Source organism: Stutzerimonas tianxiuensis, from assembly GCF_053470365.1.
The window spans coordinates 90611-110318 of record NZ_JBPVWS010000013.1; the positions used below are offsets into that span (position 1 = coordinate 90611).

Genomic DNA, 19708 nt, shown 5'->3' on the forward strand with positions numbered 1-19708 from the left:
CAGCAGCGATAATACTTGGCGGCAGGCCCGCATCCGATGGACATGCATAATCAGCGCAGCATTCAACGGCACCAGTTGCCGTATTACCTCAACGTATTCAACCGCTTCTCGGACAAGCCCTTGGGTTTCATTGGCAACCTGTCCGAGACAGGGCTGATGTTGATCAGCCCCTATCCCATGATGACCGACGTACGTTTCGATATGCGCCTGAAAATCCCCGGGCAGCATAGCCAGCTGCGCTATATCGATTTCAGTGCCGTCTGCCGCTGGTCGCGTGAGGACGTCACGCCCGGCAGTTTCGACTCCGGTTTCGTGTTTGCCTCACCGCCGCCTGAGATTCGTGAAATGATCGATGCGCTGCACCACTACTTCAGTTTTCGTCCCATGCAGCATATCCCGCCAGCGCGTCTGCCCCGTATCGAATCAGCCGGGAACAAGTCCGCCGATCAGGATTGCTGCAAAGGCAGCTGAACCTACGCGACCTGGCCAAGCGTGCAACGCTTGATCGCTCTCCACAGCAACTTCTGAAAACCGGTTACAGCACTCCGCCTTTCTTCCAGGCCAGGTAGCGGCTGATCAGCGCTGGTCCGACCTCGTGCGGGCGGGCATCGAGCACTGGCACGCCATGGGCGACAAGCTGTTCATGAAGCTTGCCGCGGGCATTGAGGTAGTCGAGTGTTCCGCAATAATCGAGGGCTTGCTGAAAGGTTTCGACGGGCTGTTGACGTAACCTGTCCAGAACCGGCTCGCGCAGGCTAACGACCAGTACACGGTGTCGGCGGGAAAGTCGCTGGACGGCTCCGAGCAGCTCTTCGTCGTCTTCGTCGCGCAGGTTGCTCACGATGATCACCAGTGCGCGGCGTTTCTGCAGGGCTAGGACATCGTTGATGGCAAGGGCGAAATCGGCTGGTCGCTGCGTATTGACCAGGTCATAAACACCGTTGAGCAACGCATTGAGTTGCGTCTGGCCTTTGGCGGGAGCGAAGAAGCGCCGTTGCTCGGTGGCAAAGGTATAGAGTCCCAAAGCGTCGCCCTGGCGCAGCGCGACATAGCCCAGCAGCAGGCTGGCATTGAGCGCATGATCAAAGTGCGTAAGCGGGCCGTCCTGGCTGCGCATCCGTCTGCCGCAATCGAGCATCAGCAGGATCTGCTGGTCCCTGTCGTCCTGATACTCCCGGACGATGGGTGTGCGGTTGCGCGCCGTGGCCTTCCAGTCGATCTGCCGCAGGGTGTCGCCTTCCTGGAATTCGCGTAACTGGTTAAAGTCCATGCCAAGTCCCCGCCTAGGCTGCTGGCGCACGCCCAGGCGGCTCAGCCAGCGGTCCACCGCCATCAGTGGCGCACCGTGCAGCTGGGTAAAATCGGGATAGACCCGCGTCTGCGATTGCAGCGGCAGTAGGCGCCGCTCCCGCCATAACCCTAGGGGGCTGAACAAGCGAATCTCGCAATGCTCGAAATGGAAGTGCCCGCGACGCGTCGGCTGCAGACGGTAGCTGAGCTGGCAGAACTGCCGCGCAGGCAGCAGCAACTGCTGTGGCAGCGCCTGCATGTCCAGCCCCGCAGGCACATGGTCGAAAATCTCGGCACGCATGGCGCGCGTCAGTGGGTGTCGAATCTCGAGCTGAACTTCATGCCAGCGGCCCAGAGCAAGGTTGCCGGCCAGTACGCGCCGCAGCTCTGGGGACGGCAGGCGGTGCAGATGCAAGGCGTCAAGCGTCGCAACCAGTCCCAGGCACAGCAACAGACCCCACCAGGCCGTACGGATAGCCGACGGCACGGTGCTTTCGAGTGCCGCCGCGGTACCCAGCAAAAGCCCAAGGCAAAGCACAGCGGCCAGGGCGTAGAGCAATCGACGTGACGGATTCATCGAGGCGCTCGCATGCCGATGAGCGTCACAGGCGCGGCGCCGCGATCTGCTCCAGCAGCTGTTGGAGCAGCTGGTCCACCGAAGTGCCTTCGATGTCGAGTTCGGGCGAGAGTCTGACCCGATGCCGCAACACAGCCAGTGCGCAGCCTTTTACATCGTCAGGGACGACAAAATCGCCGCCGCGCAACAAGGCGCGTGCACGGGCGCAGCGCACCAGCGCGATCGACGCTCGTGGCCCCGCGCCCAGCGCCAAGCCGGGCCAGCTGCGCGTGGCTCGGGCCAGCCGAACGGCATAGTCGAGCACTTGGTCGTCCAGCGGTAGGTCGCTGGCGATTTTCTGCAGCGCCTGGACATCTTTCGCCTGCAGCAGGACGCGCAAGCCACTGACGTCAAGAATGTCAGTGCGCACCGAGCGAGTAACCTGGCGAACCAGCGTCAATTCCTCGTCCGCCTGCGGGTAGTCCATGCGCAGCATCAGCATGAAGCGGTCGAGCTCGGCTTCCGGCAACGGGTAGGTGCCTTCCTGCTCAATGGGGTTCTGCGTGGCCATGACCAGGAACGGCTGGGGTGCAGCGAGGGCGCGGCCTTCAAGTGTGACCTGACGCTCCTGCATGACTTCCAGCAACGCCGCCTGGGTCTTGGCGGGCGCACGATTGATCTCGTCGGCCAACAGCAGGTTGGTGAACACCGGGCCCTTGCGCAACTTGAACTGTTCGCTGGCCATGTCGTAGATCGCATGGCCGGTTATGTCGCTGGGCATCAGGTCCGGCGTGAACTGGATACGCGCGAAGTCGCCTCCAAAGCAGCGCGCCAATGCTCGCACCAATAGCGTCTTGCCTAGACCCGGCACGCCTTCGACCAGAACGTGACCACCGGCGATCAGCGCTGTGAGCAACCCGTCGACGACGTCGTGCTGGCCGATCACGGCCTTGTGCAGCTCGTGGCGTAGCGCCTGGGCGAGCTGACTGGCACGTTGGCGCTGGTTGTTCGGCGGCGCGTCTGGGTTGACGCTGTTCGGATCCGTGGGTGAGTCACTCATAAGCTGTTCCTGAGGCTTTGCAGGTGGGCAACCTGGCGGGTGAATTCGGTGGCGCTGACGGGTTTGTTCGATGGCGGCTGCATGGCCTGCGAAACAGCCCCGGAGGTGGTCCGGCTGATCGCTGCCAGCAGCTGACACTGTTCAAAGTGTTCGAGGGTTTTGAAGCCCGGGTGGCGTCGCTGCGCCTGTCGCCGGATATCGTCTTGCAGGTTGCTAAGTAACTGGCGTTGTCCGGCCCTGCGATATAGGAAATCGGCACTGCCACGCAGATGCTCTTGCAGCCGCCGGCGGTTTCGTTCGACCGGCTCCATCAACGGGCCCTGTCGCTGCGCCACATGCCAGAGCGTGGCAAGCAACATCAGTAGCAGCGCCGCCAGTGCTTCGGGGAAGTAACGCAGCAACCGTTGCAGCAGATCATCATGTTCAGTGCGATAGATCAGCGTTACGTTGCGCTCCTGGGTGAGGTACCACAGCAGCCAGGCATGGTCGTATTGGGCAATGGCATCGTTTCGCCAGATCCAGCTGTCGGTCAGGGCCGTGATCAGGCCGTTCCCACGCTGCAGTTGCAGCATATGCGTCGCGCTGGCGCTGTTGGCCCATGCGTGCGCGCTGCCACCGGCGTCGTAGAGGTGATAGTTGGTATCAAAGGCGAGATAGGCGGGGGCATCCTCGTTCTCCAGATAGAGGCGAGTCAACACAGGGCGTTTCTCGGCGTTCGCGGCGGCATCAGCGGTATGGCTGTCATCGAGGTTCTCGCCTGCCTCGTGCTGCTGAAGGTTCAGCGCATCGAGCAGCAAGTCGCCGCTTCTTCCGCTATTTTCGTCCCATATACGCTCAGCGACAAATACCAGGTGGCCACCTTGATCGACCCAGCGCAACAGGCGTTCAGCCTGGCCGGGCGTCATGTTGCTGCGCTCGCCTAGCAGCAATAGCACCTGTTGATTGCTTTTGGACTCGGCGAGGCCACCGAGGCCTTGTGCATGATCGACGGCGCGCCCCTGGTCGATCAGGAAACGCTCTGCGGCCAGGTACGGATTGCTGCGTACCTCCGGTGCAGGGCCATGCTCGATCGTTTCCTCATAGGGCGTCGCCTTGCTCAGGGCAAAGAGCAGCAACAGCCCAAGCAGCAACCCGCTCGCAGCAAGCAGAAAGAACCGACGTGGCCTGCTCATGCGAGCCGCTCACTGCCAAACAGTGCGCGCCAGCGCTCGCACAGCTCGTCGCGGGCCCTCTCGGATGGAAGCTGATGTCCGTAGGCCAGGCGCAGCCAGTCGCGCGTCAAGTCTTCGGCGTACTCGAGCAACTCTGGCCGAGCTTCCAGGCGCAGCAGTTCGAGTATTTCTCCCTCGGTATGCGAGCTCTTCAATGGCAGTTGCTGTTCGTGCAGCAGGCGGCTGAGAAAGGCCCGGTAGAGCAGGCCAAGCGCTTCGCGTGGGTGCTGGTGCCAGAGCCGCTGTACCTCGGCGACAACGTCCGCCGGAATGCTTTCGGGTTGCAGGTCAAGCCCGAACAGTACGGCAGGCATCGTTTGGCGCTTTCTGATCCGCAACTGGCCAGGTGTCACATATAGCTTGATCCACTCACGGTAGCGCCACAGCAGCCAACCGGTCAGGCCGAACAGGGCGGCCCAGAGGAACACTTCGATCATGCTTGCGAGAGTGTCGGGGCGCTGGGTCAGCAGGTCGCTGCGCAGCAGTCGCTCCAGTAGACGTGCCAGCCAACCCGGCTCGCCACTGGATTCTTCCGTGAAGCGCCAGCGGGTCACGGTCTCGCGGTTTCGGAAGGGCGGCTGGTCAAGCAATTCATCAATCCGTTCACTGGCTTCTTTGCTGGTCAATGGCTGCTTGAGCAGGCGATTACTGTCTGGGCCGGAGGCCTCGATCGCTTGCGTCGTTCCCTCTGCGCCAGTAGCGGCGAGTGCCATCTCGGGTGGCGATAACAACCAAAGGCCCAGCCCCACCAGCATCACTGGCAGCAACGACTTCATGCGTGTCTGCAAGCGGCGAAACGTCAGTTCGATGTCCCAGGCCTCAAGCGTAGTGCGGCGGTTGAGGTAAAGACTGAAACCGCTGGCGACGTAAATTGGCTCCCAGACCACCAGCACCAAGGCATAGAGCAGGTTGGACAGGTGTTCGAACCACAGCCAATCGCCGCTCATGCCGAGCAGGTCTTGCCAGTCCCAGTCCGCCAACATCTGCTGTGGGATGAGCATATACATCAGCGCCAGAGCACCAAACCACAGCCCCATCTCCAGATGCATGCCCACCAGGGTCAGCCAGGATGCGGCCCGGCTGTCCCGTTGTCCCAGCACCGCGAGGCGCTGCTGACGAGCCGAGCCGGCCAGTTGCTCGAGCTGCAACACCGGCAGATCGAAACTGCGAGTCACGCTGAAGCGGCGCCATGTCACGCTGGAAAACCACTGGGGACGCAGCAGGGGTGGCAGAGTCGTGATGCTCTGGCGCAGCGACGGTGTGTCGCCGAACAGTGCTCGCGACAGGATGAACAGAGGCAGCCGTTCATAGAGCGGCTTGAACCACCAGAACAGCAACAACGAGAGCGTCGGGTGTTGCCAGAACAACAGACTGAACAGGGCGAAGATCGGCAACGTCATCAGCGCCCAGCTGCCCATCAGCAATGCAGCATGACGCCGTGCTAACAGAATGCCGAGATCCAGCGCCTCCCACGCGGTGCGGGGACGGATCGCCATGCTGGCATCATTCAGGCGCATGGATATGTCGCCCGCTCCGCGTCAAATAGACCCCGACCAGTAGCCACAACAGAGCGCCGACGGCGTATTTTACGGGCGCTGGGGGATAAGTCATCGAGGACCAGTAGGCCTCGATAAAGGCTGCGATCAAGAGAAACAGCGTGGCCCCGACAATCAGCCTCACTGCTGTGGCGGCTGCCAGGCGCAATGCCTCGCTGCGTGTTCGACGGCCGGGTGCGACAAGGGCAGCACCCAGTTTCAACCCGGCAGCGCCCGCCAATGTGATCGCCGTCAGTTCAAACGCGCCATGGCCGATAACGAATGACCAGAACGGCTGATCGTAGCCTATGCCGGTCAGGTGGCCGGCAATGGCGCCGATGATCAAGCCGTTGAACAACAGATAGAACAGGCTGCCAAGGCCGAAGAGCAGACCACCGGCAAAAGTCTGGAAAGCGATGCCAATGTTATGCATCACGTAGTAACCGAACATGACCCAGTCGTCAGCAGACCCACGCTCGCCGAAGCGGCCGAGACGACTGGCGTCAGGGTCGTACATGGCTTCCATTTCTGCGACCTGTTCCGGGCTGATGAGGCTGTAGACTAACTCCGGAACGGCCAGCACCAGCGCAGCCATGCCCAGCAGGCTAAGGTAGAAAATCAGACTCGCGGCTGCCAGATAGCGCCACTCTGTGCGGACGAGTCTGGCAAAACCGCCAAGAAAGAAGCCGAGCAGGCGACCACCCAACGGGCTTCGGTGGCGATACATCTGATGGTGCCCGCGCTGAGCCAGCAGCTGCAGACGCTCGACGAAGCGCATGCTGTAACCGCGCGACTGTGCCAGAGCCAGCTGCTGGCAAAGCCGTCGATAGGCGGCCGGAAAGCCAGCGACTGCTTCTGGCGTACGGGCTTTGCCGCGCTCCAATGTTGCGAGCATTTCTTCGAACGCCTGCCATTCCGCCTGGTGCCGGGTTTCGAACTGGCTTTGCTTCATACCGGACCCACCAGGCTTCTGGCGATGCCGTGGATTCGGGCTTCCGCCTGAGTGGGTTCGAGCTGCAGCGGTTCGGCCAGGATTGAAGCCAGCTCGAGCCGCCTTTGCGTCGTGAGCGTCGAATGGCGCTCGGCGAAGGCGATCAGCGCTTGCTGCTCAGCCAGTGTAAGCGGTAGCGGGGGCGTTACTGCTTCAGCTGCTGGCAGGTCTGATGCGCTGACGTTGCGCTCGCGGTACACCACCATGGTGCCCGCGGCGAGGTCGCCCAAGCGCTTGAACGATGGGTGCCAGAGACAGCAGAGAGCCCCGAGAAAATAGCCGAACGGCAGCATGTCGACGAAGCGCAGCAGATTGCGTGTCAGGGAGGAAGCCCAGCCGACCGGTGTGCCGTCATCATGGATGACGCGCAGCCCCATCCATTGCTTGCCCGGGGTGCGGCCCTGGTTCAGCACTTCGAACAGCACCATGTACCACCATTGCACCAGAAACAGCAGCAACGCTCCAACACCCATGCCGAACTTGCCCAGCAACGCGAACGCAAAACCCAAAGCCGCCAATAGCGCGCCCCGTATCAGCAGATCCAGTGCAAATGCCAAGGCGCGAGGGACCAGACCGGCCGGATGGAGCAACAAATCGATACCTTCCGGCGTTTCGACGCGGTGCGTGTTATCCAGCAAGGCGGTGGCTGAAGAGGCGGATTGCACGGCTCTGGCTCGTAAATGGGGGACTGGATGCTATGCGCAGATTGCGTACCGAGCAACGCCTGGCGGAAGCGGTGCTGCTGAATGAAACCATTGAATGAGATCTGCGGCCATAACCGGCTTGGCACTTTTATTGATGCGCCAGCGGATTACTTACGTCAGCATTCAATCCCTACCTGCACTAGGCGCCGGACCATTCGGTAAGGGCGAGTCTGGCGCGTTAGACTGTGGGCGACAATCGAGAAGGAAGCTCCCTTGACCTCCAGCATCTTCTGGTACGACTTCGAAACAACCGGCATATCGCCTCGCTGTGACCGGCCTGTGCAAGTGGCCGGCATACGCACCACCGAGGCGCTGGAGGAAGTTGGCGAACCGCTGAACATCTATTGCAGGCTGAGCGACGACATCCTCCCGCATCCCGCGGCGTGCCTGGTCACGGGTATCACACCTGCCATGCTGGCGGAAAAAGGCCTGTGCGAGGCCGAGTTCGTGGCCCGGTTGCATCATGAACTGGCGGTGCCAGGCACCTGTGGCACGGGTTACAACAGCTTGCGCTTCGATGATGAAGTGCTGCGCTACAGTCTCTATCGCAACTTCTTCGATCCCTATGCGCGTGAATGGCAGGGCGGTAATAGTCGCTGGGACCTCATTGATCTGGTCCGCACCGCTTACGCCTTGCGACCGGAAGGTATTGTCTGGCCGGAAGAGGAGGGGCGAGTCACGTTGAAACTGGAGCGGCTCAGTGCTGCCAATGGACTCGAGCACTTGAATGCCCATGATGCGTTGTCCGATGTTCGGGCAACGATTGCCTTGGCTCGCCTGATTCGCGCGCGTCAACCGCGTCTCTATGACTACCTCTACAAGCTACGCCGTAAACATGCGGTGATCGAACAAGTCCAGCTGCTCAAACCAATGGTGCATGTATCGGGTCGGTTTTCCGCAGCGCGTCATTTTCTATCGGTGGTCTTGCCGCTGGCCTGGCACCCTCGCAACCGTAATGCGCTGATCGTCTGTGACTTGAATGCCGACTGCGCGCCGCTGTGGGAAGAGCAGGCCGAGGCTATTCGCGAACGGCTCTATACCCGTCAGGAAGACTTGGGCGAGAAACTCCCGATTCCCTTGAAACTCGTGCACATGAACCGCTGCCCCGTGCTGGCACCCATGAGCGTACTGCGGCCATCGGATATTGCGCGGCTGGGACTGGATATCCAATGTTGCGAGTCGAAAGCGGCCGAGTTACGTGGGCGCGAACCGGAGTGGAGCTGGAAGCTTGCCGACATCTACAAGGAGGATGTCCTTGCGGGTTCGTCCGATCCGGAGCAGCAGTTGTATGACGGCTTTTTCAATGATCGCGACCGGCGACTGTGCGAGCAGGTACGAAGTACTTCGCCCCTTTCGACAGGCGCCGCACTGCCGTTTGATGACCCGCGCTTGCCAGAGCTGCATTTCCGCTATCGCGCGCGTAACTTTCCCGAATGTTTATCAGCCACCGAAGCCGAGCAGTGGCATGCGTTCTGCCGGCAGCGCTTGATGAAACCTGAGTTCGGTGCGCCGAACACCTCGGAACAGTTTGAACAAGCTGTGCAGGCTTTATTGCCATCAAGCACACCCGAACAAGCGTGTCTTTTGCAGCAATGGTTAATACATGTTCGCGGATTGCGCGAACGTTACATGTTCTGAAAATGCTTAGCGGGGAAATAAAAAAGCCATCTGACGCAGCATGACTGCGTCAGATGGCTTTTGGGTGCGGCGTAAAACTTAGCCCAACAGAGTGGCCCAGCTTTCAACCTCGTCGGAACCCCATTGTGCTTTCCACTCTTTCAGCGTCTTGTGATTGCCGCCTTTGGTTTCAATCACTTCACCGTTGTGAGGGTTCTTGTACTGCTTGACGCGACGGGCGCGTTTGGTTGCAGCGGGGGTTTTGGATGCGCGTTGCGTCTTGTTGCTGCGGGCATCGGGATCGAGCAGAGCGATAATGTCGCGAAGGGACTTCTGATATTCGCCCATCAGCTCGCGCAGTTTGCCTTCAAACTCGAGTTCCTTTTTCAGCTTGTCATCTTCGGACAAGGATCTCAGGCGCTCCTGTAGTTCCTTGATAGCTTCTTCAGTAGCGCGGTATTCGTTGATCAGCGACATGTCACTTCCTTGGTATAGGTTTGAACGCAAGTGACAGCAATCATAGACAGCTGCTGCAGACAAGTAAATGTTGCTCTGAACAAAGTTTACTCAGTTTGTTTCATTGTGGTGCGTTAGGCGCGCTGAGGTGCAGTTAAACGTAGCCAGGGTGAACTACTGCACATAACGAAGCATGCGACGGACCACGTCAGGCTTATTTATGCCGTCCCGGTATTTGAATACGCAGTTCCGCAACCCGTTGCGGTGTGCGTTTCCTTTGCTCGTTGGCGCCTTTCCAGTAACTTGAACCCAGGAATGTTAAGGCTTCAATCATGGTTTTTTACAAATCAGCTGATTCGCACCCTGCGGCGTGTGTCGACAGTAGAGGCGTGCCATGCTCCGGCTTGAATAATTTGGTGGTGGTTTTCTTCGCTGCGCTAGAATGCCGGGTCTTTATGAGTAAGCCGGAGTTAACTTAAGAATGCGCACTTTCAGGCTGGTTATCGCCTGTCCCGACGGCGTCGGCATTGTGGCCAAGGTCGGTAATTTCCTAGCGACCTACAACGGCTGGATCACCGAGGCCAATCACCACTCCGATCATCAGAGTGGCTGGTTCTTCATGCGGCATGAGATTCGGGCCGATTCGCTGCCTTTTGATCTCGATGGCTTTCGCCAGGCGTTTGCGCCAATAGCGCGCGAGTTTTCCATGGAATGGCGCATCACCGACTCTGCCCAGCGCAAGCGAGTCGTGCTGATGGCCAGCCGCGAGTCGCACTGCCTCGCCGACCTGCTGCATCGTTGGCACAGCGGTGAACTGGACTGTGACATTCCTTGCGTGATCTCCAATCACGACGATCTGCGCAGTATGGTCGAGTGGCATGGCATTCCGTATTTCCATGTCCCCGTCCAGCCGGGGCGCAAAGAAGAAGCTTTCGCCGAGGTGTCGCGCCTGGTGCGCGAGCAGCGCGCTGACGCCATCGTATTAGCGCGCTACATGCAAATTCTGCCGGCTGAACTTTGCGAGGAATATGCGCAACGGGTGATCAATATCCATCACAGCTTTCTGCCGTCGTTCGTCGGTGCAAAACCGTACCACCAGGCCTCGCTGCGAGGGGTCAAGCTCATAGGTGCGACCTGCCACTATGTGACAGAAGAGCTTGATGCTGGGCCGATCATTGAGCAGGACGTGGTGCGCGTCAGCCATAGAGACAGCATCGAGGACATGGTTCGGCTGGGCAAGGACGTGGAAAAGATGGTGCTGTCCCGTGGTTTGCGCTATCACCTAGAAGAGCGGGTGCTGGTGCATAGCAACAAGACGCTGGTATTCAACTGATCCATCGTTATTGGCGCGGGAGGCGAGGTGAGCGACCCACTGGACAAGGCTGGCGCGAAAGCGCCGCCGATCATCGGTAGCGGTTGTACTCAACGCTACGATCCGGACCGGCTGGGCCCAGACCTGGGCACCGATTTCCCAGGTGCCGAAGCGCTCTGGGAGCGGCATGTGGAGGCGCTCAATGCCTCTGTTGTCGATGGCGATGGCGACGTTGTGGTCGGCGCTGAAGCCAGCGGCTCGAAGGCCGGCTGATTGACGTTGCCGGATACTCCATTGTTCAGTTCGAGGCCTGCGGATGAAACAGACAAACTGCCTGGTACTGGGTGCTGACGCGACGGGCGAGCCGAACTGCCACCCGCTGCATCTGGCCAACCGGCACGGTTTGATCGCCGGCGCTACAGGCACCGGCAAGACCGTAACCTTGCAGCGCCTTGCTGAGCAATTCAGCGAGGCTGGCGTCGCGGTTTTCGCAGCCGATATCAAAGGTGACTTGTGTGGCCTGGGCGCGGCTGGCGAGCCGCAAGGAAAAATCGCCGAGCGGATCGCCAGCATGCCTTGGCTCGACCATCGACCCCAGGCCTATCCGGTGATTTTGTGGGACGTGCACGGTGTGAGCGGTCATCCGCTGAGGACCACGCTGACAGAGATGGGCCCCTTGCTGTTGGGCAATCTGCTGGAGCTGAGCGACAGCCAGCAGGCAGCACTCTATGCCGCATTCAAGGTCGCTGATCGTGAAGCGCTGCTGTTGCTCGACCTGAAAGACCTCAAGGCCTTGCTTGCTCATCTGAAAAAACACCCTGAGGTGCTCGGTGACGATGCGGCCTTGCTAACCAGCGCATCGTCCCAGGCGCTGTTACGGCGACTGGCAACGCTGGAGCAGCAAGGTGCCGAGGCACTGTTTGGTGAGCCGGCTCTGGCGCTTGAGGACATTCTGCAGCCTGCGAGCGACGGGCGCGGACGGATTCACCTGCTCGACGCCAGCCAGCTCGTCCATCAGGCCCCAAAAGTCTATGCGACCTTTCTGCTGTGGCTGTTGGCTGAGCTGTTCGAACAGCTTCCCGAGCGCGGTGACGCTGATCGACCACTGCTCGCGCTGTTCTTCGACGAAGCGCATCTGCTGTTCAGCGGCACCCCGAAAGCATTGCAGGACAGGTTGCTGCAAGTAGTCAGGCTGATTCGCTCGAAGGGCGTTGGCGTCTATTTCGTAACCCAAAGCCCCACAGACCTGCCGGATGATGTGCTGGCTCAGTTGGGCCTGCGCATACAGCACGGACTCAGGGCCTACACGGTCAAGGAGCAGAAAGCGCTGCGTGCGGTGGCGGACGGTTTCCGCGCCAACCCAGCATTTTCATCGCTGGACACGTTGTCCAGTCTGGGAACCGGCGAAGCGCTGGTCGGTGGCCTTGAGGATAGAGGCATGCCGTCGATGGTCCAGCGTGTTGCGGTCGCGCCGCCGGAGTCGCGGGTCGGGCCGCTGACCGAGCGCGAGAGACACGACCTGATCGCCAGCTCACCCCTGAGAGGACGTTACGACAGACCGGTCGATCGTGAATCTGCTTACGAAATTTTGCTCGAACGGGCAAAGCAGGCTTCCGAGGACCAGCCACAAGCGAAGAGCGCTGTATCAAAAAATGGTGTTGCCGATGCGCTAGGTGAAGCGGCCGGACAGGTCTTCAAGAGCGCAATGCGCCAGGCTGCAACACAGTTAGGTCGGCAATTGGCACGAGGGCTTCTGGGCTCTTTATTGGGCGGTAAGCGCTGAGCAACAAAAATCGGCTACAGCTGCTTAGTTTCTGACTGCTGTGCTTGCGGTGCGCATTCACGGTGCCGCAGTTCACTTGGCCTCTGAGGCTTGCTCTGACAACTCTTTCTCGATCTTCTGCAACTCGGCCTTGAATACTTGATCATGGACGGTCGGCTTTTTACGCCATGGCTTTCGTTCTGGATCAGGCTGCGCGGCATAGGTCGTGATTTCCCCACCGTAGACAGCCTGGAAACGGTTGGCTTGCTTCTCCAGTTCGGCGCGTAGTTCTTCTTTTGTCACGTCTTGTATGGCCTCTTTATTAAAGTTTATTTTCAGCGCGGCGCGCTAAGGGGCGCGAGCTTCTGGGCTCGAAATGAGGCCCGGCTCGAATTGGGTGCGTATGCGATAGGGGAGACAGTACTGCAAGCGGCCTGGGCTAAACAAGTGTGACGTTAAAACTGCATTCAGCCCGGTAGTTAAGTGCGATGTAGGTCTTATGAAATCTGTCTGCGTGAGTTATGGGAAAAGGAAAGCCCCAGCTTGAGCTGTAACGACAATATTTGTGAGGCAGGCTCTGACCAGCGCAAACAAGCGGGTTCAGCAGTATCTAGCCGCCGTAGAAAATCCATTAATAAAAAAACCGCGCCTGATTCGGCGCGGTTTTTTTGCCACATCTGATCTTTAGCGAGCCGACTGGCTGGCCAGGTCATTTGGTGCACGGCCATATACGTCATCCAGACGCTCGATGTCATCCTCGCCTAGATAACTGCCCGACTGGACTTCAATAATCTCCAGTGGAATCTTGCCCGGATTGGCAAGTCGGTGAATGGACGTCACCGGAATGTAGGTCGACTGATTCTCGGTGAGCAGGAAGGTCTTGTCGTTGCAGGTGACCTGCGCAGTGCCGGAGACGACGATCCAATGCTCGGCACGATGATGGTGCATCTGCAATGACAGCTGTGCGCCTGGGTTGACGCAGATCCGCTTGACCTGGAAGCGACCGCCCATATCGACCGAGTCGTACCAGCCCCAAGGGCGGTAGACGGCACAGTGGTTCTGCGTTTCGGAGCGCTTCATAGCGTCGAGCTTGTTCACCAGCTTCTTGACGTCCTGGACCTTGTCCTTATGGGCGATCATCGTGGCGTCCTTGGTCTCGACTACTACGATGTTGTCCAGGCCAACCACGGTTACCAGCTTGCCGTTACCGTGCACGAGACAGTTCCGGCTGTCTTCGACAATCACGTCGCCGCGGGTCACGTTACCATTTTCGTCTTTTTCCAGAACATCCCAAAGGGATGACCAGGAGCCCACATCGCTCCAGCCTGCCGACATCGGAACGACACATGCCAGTTCGGTTTTTTCCATCACGGCATAGTCGATCGAGTTGTCGGGGCAGCAGGCAAAGGTGGCCGGGTCGATCAGCAGCTCTTCACCATTCTTGATGCTGCGCTCCAGCGCTACCCAGCAGGTGTCGTAGATGTCCGGGTCGTGCTTCTTCAGCTCGTCAAGGAATACGCTGGCGCGGAACAGGAACATGCCGCTGTTCCAGTAGTAGTCGCCGGAATCGACATATTCCTGAGCGCGAACCTCGTCCGGCTTCTCGACGAACTGTGTGACGCGGTTAACGCCTTCAGGCAGGCCGTTGCGTCCCTGATGATCGCACTTGATGTAGCCGTAGCCGGTCTCCGGGCTGGTGGCCGGAATGCCGAACAGTACCATCCCGCCGTTTTCGGCCGCATTGGTGGCCAGGGCGAGGGAGCGCTGGAAGGCTTTGTGGTCTTCGATGACGTGGTCGGCCGGCAGCACCAGCAGCAGCTCGTCACGTTCATCGGCAAGCAACTTCATCGCGGCGATGGCAATCGCCGGCGCGGTATTACGGCCGAAGGGTTCGAGCATGAGGCCTTGGGTTTGAAGCTTTCGTGCGGCCAGCTGCTCTTTAACGATGAACCGGTGCTCCTTGTTGCAGACCAGCAGCGGCGCCTGCATGCCTTCAAAGGCCAGGCGCTCAATGGTTTGCTGAAACAGCGTTTGCTCGGCCGTCAGCGCGAGGAACTGCTTGGGAAAGGCCTTGCGCGAAAGAGGCCAGAGTCGGGAACCGCTGCCGCCTGAGAGGATGACCGGAATCATGTTGTTTCTCCTGAATCGTTGAGAAGGGGAAGTTCTTCTTGTCCATGTGGGCGGCCAGATGTCTGTGCTCGCCATGCGCTTCTTGGTCGGGCCTTCAGGTGCCGCGTGCCATCAAGTTCCGTTTTCCAACAGGAAAACTGCTTTCGGGGCGAACTGCGTGCTCCGAGCCTGAATGTGGGGGGTGCTGTCTGATAGTCGATGGGCGCCGCACTTGCTAAAGCAGAGCGGATAGCGGATTCGAAGCGGGCGCCTGCAAGGCTTTCATCAATCTTGAAAAGGCCGGGAGCCGTGCTGCTCTGCTGTGGGCCAGCTGCCCGAAATTGGCGCGCTTGACAGTCTCGCTTAAGCACTGACACCGCGCCGATCCAGCCCGTCTGTCCTCTGTCGGACATGCCGGACGTCACTAAAAGTTTGTGCTGGCTGACAAGCCGAATGCATTGTTTTGAATTCCACTGCACGTTCATGTGCGACGTCCCTTTCCGTCTGGAAATGCCGGTACGCGCTTATGATTGCAGGTGCCTTCGGATAGTTCCCCGTACGCCTGCCGTCGATCGGGGAGTTTTTGACGGGCATCGAAAAAGCGACAGTCCGCTGGCGCAGGAGGCCTTTATCCTCGGCCGGTTCCAGGTCCGTGGTGCACCAGCGGCAGTGTTTTTATGCGGGATGATGTGACTCCCCCAGCGTTAGACACGAGGGGGTGGCGCTGCTTTCAGTCCTGAGCGTCTCGTAAGAAGACCAAATGGTCAGGGGCTGAGCTGTCAGGGCAATAACGATAGCCGTCGTAATCAAAGTCTTTCAGCTGCTCAGGATCCTGGACGCGTTCCTTGATGACGAAGCGGCTCATCAGGCCCCGGGCTTTCTTTGCGTAGAAGCTGATGATCTTGTATTGGCCGTTCTTCATATCCTTGAAGTCAACGTCGATCACCCGGGCGTTCAGCGCTTTGCGTTTCACGGCACTGAAGTACTCTTTTGATGCCAGGTTGAGCAATACGTCGTCACCCTGCGCCGCCAGCGCTTCGTTGAGCCACTCGCTTATCCGTTCGCCCCAGAAAGCGTAAAGATCCTTGCCGCGTGGATTGGTCAGCTTTGTGCCCATTTCCAGACGATAGGGCTGCATCAGATCCAGTGGTCGCAGCACGCCATAGAGCCCGGACAGCATACGCAGATGGTCCTGGGCGAAATCGAGATCTTCTTCAGTGAGCTCATTGGCGTCCAGCCCGGTGTAGACGTCGCCCTTGAACGCAAGCAGCGCCTGCTTGGCATTACCCGGCGTAAAGTCTGAATCCCAGCTGCCATAGCGAGCGACGTTAAGCGCCGCGAGCTTATCGGAGAGGTGCATCAGTTCGCCGATTTGCTGAGGCGACATATCGCGCAGTTGACTGATCAGCGCCTGCGCGTGATCCAAATGTTCGGGCTGGGTGAAACGTTGGGTTGTCGGTGGGGTGTCATAGTCCAGAGTCTTGGCTGGGGAAATCACCATCAGCATGCAACGGTCTCCTTTAATGTGAGCGGATTCTAGGCGTTATACCCATCGCCGCTCCAGCTATGGCCTCGATTAGGTGTTGACCTTGACCCGGGCTAAGGGGGCACGCTTCTCTGTAGCTAACGAAGGAGGAAACATGACCGAATGCAACCACGCCCACTGGCAGCCCTCCCACGATTACCGTCCTCTGGAGCAGGGTGCGGAAAAACAGACCTGGGCGGTGGTGCTGTTGACTGGCCTGACGATGGTCGCAGAGATCATGGCCGGCTACTGGTTCAATTCGATGGCATTGCTGGCAGACGGTTGGCATATGGCGTCACACATGGTGGCTATCGGCATGGCTGCAACCGCCTACTGGCTGGCTCGACGCTACGTGCATGATCGGCGTTTTGCCTTCGGTACCTGGAAGATCGAGGTGCTGGCAGGTTTTGCCAGCGCTGTCTTGCTGGTCATGGTGGCATTGCTAATGATCGGTGAGTCGCTAACGCGTTTCTGGTCACCGGCCCTGATCGGTTTTGACGAGGCGCTATGGGTCGCGGTGATCGGTTTGTTGGTGAATATGCTGTCCGCCTGGTTGCTGCGTGACCAGCACCACCATCATGGCCACGATCACGATCACGATCACGATCACGATCACGATCACGACCATTCAAGCGGGCCGGGCAAGGACCTGAACCGTCATGCAGCTTTTATCCATGTCTTGACTGATGGCCTGACGTCCGTTGCGGCAATCGTTGCCTTGCTGGGGGGCAAGTACTTCGGCTGGGGTTGGCTGGATCCCCTGATGGGGATCATCGGTGCGATTGTGATTCTTATCTGGGCCAAAGGCTTACTGCGTGAAACGACGAAGGCTTTGCTTGACCGGGAAATGGATGACCCGCTGGTGCGGCGAGTGCGGGAACAGTTGGAGCAAATGCCGGATACCGATGTGGCCGACTTGCACCTGTGGCGCGTCGGGCGAGCGCAATACAGTTGCATCGTCAGCATCGTTACTCACCAGCCATACTCGGCCGATTGCTACAAAGCGCAACTGGCTGGGTTTCCAGAGCTGGTTCACGTGACAGCGGAGGTGAACCGGTGCGGCGAAAGCGCACAGGTTGATCAGCGAGATTAGTCCTCGAACAGGCCTGCGCCAAGCGCTATCCGTCGTTTCGTTAAAAAAACGTCATCAGTTCGAAAAAGACTTTTTCCTGTCATCTTTTTTGCGGTATTACCTGATGTAAGACCGCCGAAACCTGCACTCACAGGTGGCGGCCTCTGGGTGGCCCCAAGCCCCTGCTACCCAAGTCCGCTCATCTTGCGCACGGTGGTTCTTTCTACGGCGGAGTGCTTTGGCCCTCCGTCGAACCGGCTCCGAAAAGGTGATCGCGTATGGATGACTACGGCAGACCCCGCGCAACTCAGCCCACCCTTTACGTTCTCGATACCAACGTTCTGATTCACGACCCCAACGCGCTATTGAATTTCCAGGAGCATCAGGTCGCCATTCCGATGACCGTGCTCGAAGAGCTGGACCAGCTCAAGACCGGCAAGCACACCGTGGCTGCCGAATGCCGACAGGCTATCCGCCTGATCGACAAGGTGTTGGGTGATGCCACCCCTGAAGAAGTGGAACTCGGCGTGCCCATCCAGCGTGAGAAAAGCGGCCCGTGCGGCAGCCTGTCGATCCTGATGAGCAAGGTCGCCGACTCTAGTGGACTGCCAGAGGATCTCAACGACAACAAGATCATCAATCAGGTCGTCGACCTGCAGCGGCGCAGTGCGGGCGTTCCTGTGGTCTTGGTCACCAACGACATCAACATGCGTCTGAAGGCACGGGCCTGTGGCGTTGCCTCGGAGGACTATCACACCGACAAGCTGGTCGACGATGTCGGGCAGCTGTCACGCGGCTACCACAGCCTCAGCGGGTCGTTCTGGGACAGAGTCAGTAAGGTCGATACCCACCAGGGGCATGGTCGCACATGGCACCGGGTACAACTGATCGATAACCTGCCTGCCGTGCACGTCAATGAATTCATCATCGATGAGCAAGGCTTCGTTGGCTGGATCAAGGGCATCAAGGCTGACGAGCTGCTTCTGCTCGACATGCACCAGGAGCCGTTGCTTCATCAGGAAGCCTGGGGCCTGAAGCCACGTGACATCCACCAGGCACTGGCGCTCTTCGCACTGCTTGATCCGGATATTCATCTGGTCAATCTGTCGGGCGCCGCCGGGTCGGGCAAGACGATTCTGGCCTTGGCTGCGGCCATCGAGCAGACGGTGGTGAGCAAGCGCTACCGCCGTATCATCGCGACGCGCAGCGTGCAGGGGCTGGATGAAGACATCGGCTTTCTGCCGGGCACCGAGGCGGAAAAGATGGAGCCCTGGCTGGGTGCGATCACCGATAACCTCGAAGCGCTGCATATGGACGACGAAAGCACCCATGGCAGTGTCGACTACATCCTGCAAAAGGTGCCGTTGCAGTTCAAATCGCTCAACTACATTCGCGGACGCAGCTTCCAGCAGAGCCTGATCCTGATCGATGAATGCCAGAACCTTACCCCGCACCAGATGAAGACCATCATTACCCGCGCCGGTAGCGGGTCGAAGGTGGTCTGCCTCGGTAACCTGGCTCAGATCGATACGCCTTACCTGTCTGCAACCAGCTCGGGTCTCACCTACCTCACCGAACGCTTCAAGGATTTCCCGCACGGCATGCATATCACCTTGCAGGGCGTTCCCCGTTCGGTCCTGGCCGAGTACGCCGAGGCCCATATGTAAGAGAGCCGCTGGAGGCTGGAGCCAAGGCTTCATGCAAAGGCTGACCTGGAACGAAACGAGCCTCCAGCTTCCAGCTTCCAGCTGCGCTAAACTGCGGGACCCCCACAGTTTTAGCAGGATGAAAAATGCTCACCCATCTCGATTCCCAAGGGCGGGCCAACATGGTCGACGTAACCGCCAAGGCCGTCACGGCGCGCGAGGCGGTGGCGGAGGCCAGGGTCCGCATGCTTCCCGAAACCCTGCAGATGATCCAACAGGGCGGGCATCCGAAGGGCGACGTCTTCGCGGTTGCCCGAATCGCGGGCATTCAGGCGGCGAAAAAGACCCATGACCTGATCCCGCTTTGTCATCCGCTCTTGCTGACCAGCATCAAGCTCGATCTGCAGCCGGACGGCAACGACTGCGTGCGCATCGAGGCGCGTTGCAAGCTGGCGGGCCAGACAGGTGTGGAAATGGAGGCGCTGACCGCCGCAAGCGTCGCTGCCCTAACGATCTATGACATGTGCAAGGCAGTCGATAAAGGCATGGTCATCGAGGGGGTTCGACTGCTGGAAAAACTTGGCGGCAAGAGTGGCCACTGGCAGGTGCCGGTATGATCCAGGTTCAGTTTTTCGCACGCTACCGTGAGGCCCTTGGCCGCGATTCGGAGCAGTTGGATTGGGACGCCTCCTGGCAAGTCGTTGACCACCTTCGCTTGCAACTGCTGGCACGGGGCGGCGAGTGGACGGTGTTAGGCGAGCAGAACCTGATGTGTGCGCGCAATCAGGAGCTATGCAGCCTTGGCGAACCATTGGCTGATGGCGATGAAGTGGCGTTCTTTCCCACCGTGACGGGAGGCTGA

19 protein-coding genes are annotated in these 19708 nt (G+C 59.3%); 9 read left to right on the forward strand and 10 right to left on the reverse strand.

The genetic code is table 11. The annotated features are described in order from the left end of the window. Positions 1-36 precede the first annotated feature (36 nt). Positions 37-471 (forward strand): PilZ domain-containing protein, encoded by a 435-nt coding sequence (locus ACSSNI_RS16660; RefSeq protein WP_200638606.1) that lies wholly within the window; start codon positions 37-39, stop codon positions 469-471. Positions 472-535: 64 nt separating this feature from the next. Here the strand turns inward: ACSSNI_RS16660 and ACSSNI_RS16665 are convergent, their stop codons facing one another. From ACSSNI_RS16665 to ACSSNI_RS16690, 6 genes are read right to left on the reverse strand one after another with little or no spacing between them, the layout of a single operon-like run. Further along, on the reverse strand, positions 536-1867 hold the full coding sequence (locus tag ACSSNI_RS16665) for a DUF58 domain-containing protein (protein WP_200638608.1): 1332 nt from the start codon (positions 1865-1867) through the stop codon (positions 536-538). 25 nt (positions 1868-1892) lie between these two features. Next, a complete protein-coding gene (locus ACSSNI_RS16670) occupies positions 1893-2906 on the reverse strand; it encodes an AAA family ATPase (protein WP_200638610.1) in 1014 nt (337 codons plus the stop codon). Further along, positions 2903-4078, reverse strand: coding sequence for a DUF4350 domain-containing protein (locus ACSSNI_RS16675; protein ID WP_200638612.1), 1176 nt, complete (start codon positions 4076-4078; stop codon positions 2903-2905). The genes ACSSNI_RS16670 and ACSSNI_RS16675 overlap by 4 nt, the downstream gene beginning before the upstream one ends. Beyond that, on the reverse strand, positions 4075-5634 hold the full coding sequence (locus tag ACSSNI_RS16680) for a DUF4129 domain-containing protein (RefSeq protein ID WP_200638614.1): 1560 nt from the start codon (positions 5632-5634) through the stop codon (positions 4075-4077). Before ACSSNI_RS16680 ends, ACSSNI_RS16675 begins: the two co-directional genes overlap by 4 nt. Continuing rightward, positions 5621-6604 carry a stage II sporulation protein M gene (locus ACSSNI_RS16685; RefSeq protein WP_200638616.1) on the reverse strand — a complete coding sequence of 328 codons (984 nt, stop codon included), beginning with the start codon at positions 6602-6604 and terminating at the stop codon, positions 5621-5623. Before ACSSNI_RS16685 ends, ACSSNI_RS16680 begins: the two co-directional genes overlap by 14 nt. Beyond that, positions 6601-7308, reverse strand: a complete 708-nt coding sequence (locus ACSSNI_RS16690) for an RDD family protein (RefSeq protein ID WP_200638617.1) — start codon at positions 7306-7308, stop codon at positions 6601-6603. The genes ACSSNI_RS16685 and ACSSNI_RS16690 overlap by 4 nt, the downstream gene beginning before the upstream one ends. A gap of 252 nt (positions 7309-7560) precedes the next feature. On the opposite strand from ACSSNI_RS16690, the gene sbcB reads away from it, so the two are divergent. Then, entirely contained in the window at positions 7561-8985 is a 1425-nt protein-coding gene (gene sbcB / locus ACSSNI_RS16695; protein ID WP_200638618.1) for an exodeoxyribonuclease I, read from the forward strand. A gap of 78 nt (positions 8986-9063) precedes the next feature. Here the strand turns inward: sbcB and mvaT are convergent, their stop codons facing one another. Then, positions 9064-9441, reverse strand: coding sequence for a histone-like nucleoid-structuring protein MvaT (gene mvaT, locus ACSSNI_RS16700; RefSeq protein WP_200638619.1), 378 nt, complete (start codon positions 9439-9441; stop codon positions 9064-9066). A 460-nt stretch (positions 9442-9901) separates the two neighbouring features. Here mvaT and purU point away from each other — a divergent pair, with 460 nt between their 5' ends. From purU to ACSSNI_RS16715, 3 genes are read left to right on the forward strand one after another with little or no spacing between them, the layout of a single operon-like run. Beyond that, positions 9902-10753: a formyltetrahydrofolate deformylase gene (gene purU / locus ACSSNI_RS16705; RefSeq protein WP_073301375.1), complete on the forward strand. Its 852-nt coding sequence runs from the start codon at positions 9902-9904 to the stop codon at positions 10751-10753. 27 nt (positions 10754-10780) lie between these two features. Then, positions 10781-11005: a hypothetical protein gene (locus tag ACSSNI_RS16710; protein ID WP_200639800.1), complete on the forward strand. Its 225-nt coding sequence runs from the start codon at positions 10781-10783 to the stop codon at positions 11003-11005. A gap of 43 nt (positions 11006-11048) precedes the next feature. Beyond that, the gene (locus tag ACSSNI_RS16715; RefSeq protein WP_200638620.1) at positions 11049-12515 is read left to right on the forward strand and encodes a helicase HerA-like domain-containing protein; all 1467 of its coding nucleotides are present in this window, start codon (positions 11049-11051) and stop codon (positions 12513-12515) included. Between the two features lie 72 nt (positions 12516-12587). Here ACSSNI_RS16715 and ACSSNI_RS16720 read toward each other — a convergent pair whose 3' ends face one another. The 3 genes from ACSSNI_RS16720 to yaaA all read right to left on the reverse strand — a co-directional run bounded on the left by ACSSNI_RS16720 (position 12588) and on the right by yaaA (position 16110). Further along, on the reverse strand, positions 12588-12797 hold the full coding sequence (locus ACSSNI_RS16720; RefSeq protein ID WP_102835684.1) for a hypothetical protein: 210 nt from the start codon (positions 12795-12797) through the stop codon (positions 12588-12590). Positions 12798-13178: 381 nt separating this feature from the next. Beyond that, the gene (locus tag ACSSNI_RS16725) at positions 13179-14624 is read right to left on the reverse strand and encodes a mannose-1-phosphate guanylyltransferase/mannose-6-phosphate isomerase (protein ID WP_200638621.1); all 1446 of its coding nucleotides are present in this window, start codon (positions 14622-14624) and stop codon (positions 13179-13181) included. A gap of 709 nt (positions 14625-15333) precedes the next feature. Then, entirely contained in the window at positions 15334-16110 is a 777-nt protein-coding gene (gene yaaA / locus ACSSNI_RS16730; protein ID WP_200638622.1) for a peroxide stress protein YaaA, read from the reverse strand. Between the two features lie 133 nt (positions 16111-16243). On the opposite strand from yaaA, the gene dmeF reads away from it, so the two are divergent. The 4 genes from dmeF (at position 16244) to ACSSNI_RS16750 (ending at position 19708) form a co-directional block, all read left to right on the forward strand. After that, a complete protein-coding gene (gene dmeF, locus ACSSNI_RS16735; protein ID WP_448259685.1) occupies positions 16244-17221 on the forward strand; it encodes a CDF family Co(II)/Ni(II) efflux transporter DmeF in 978 nt (325 codons plus the stop codon). Between the two features lie 257 nt (positions 17222-17478). Next, a complete protein-coding gene (locus tag ACSSNI_RS16740) occupies positions 17479-18867 on the forward strand; it encodes a PhoH family protein (RefSeq protein WP_200638628.1) in 1389 nt (462 codons plus the stop codon). Positions 18868-18992: 125 nt separating this feature from the next. After that, positions 18993-19463 carry a cyclic pyranopterin monophosphate synthase MoaC gene (moaC, locus tag ACSSNI_RS16745; protein ID WP_200638630.1) on the forward strand — a complete coding sequence of 157 codons (471 nt, stop codon included), beginning with the start codon at positions 18993-18995 and terminating at the stop codon, positions 19461-19463. Beyond that, positions 19460-19708: a MoaD/ThiS family protein gene (locus ACSSNI_RS16750; protein ID WP_200638632.1), complete on the forward strand. Its 249-nt coding sequence runs from the start codon at positions 19460-19462 to the stop codon at positions 19706-19708. The genes moaC and ACSSNI_RS16750 overlap by 4 nt, the downstream gene beginning before the upstream one ends.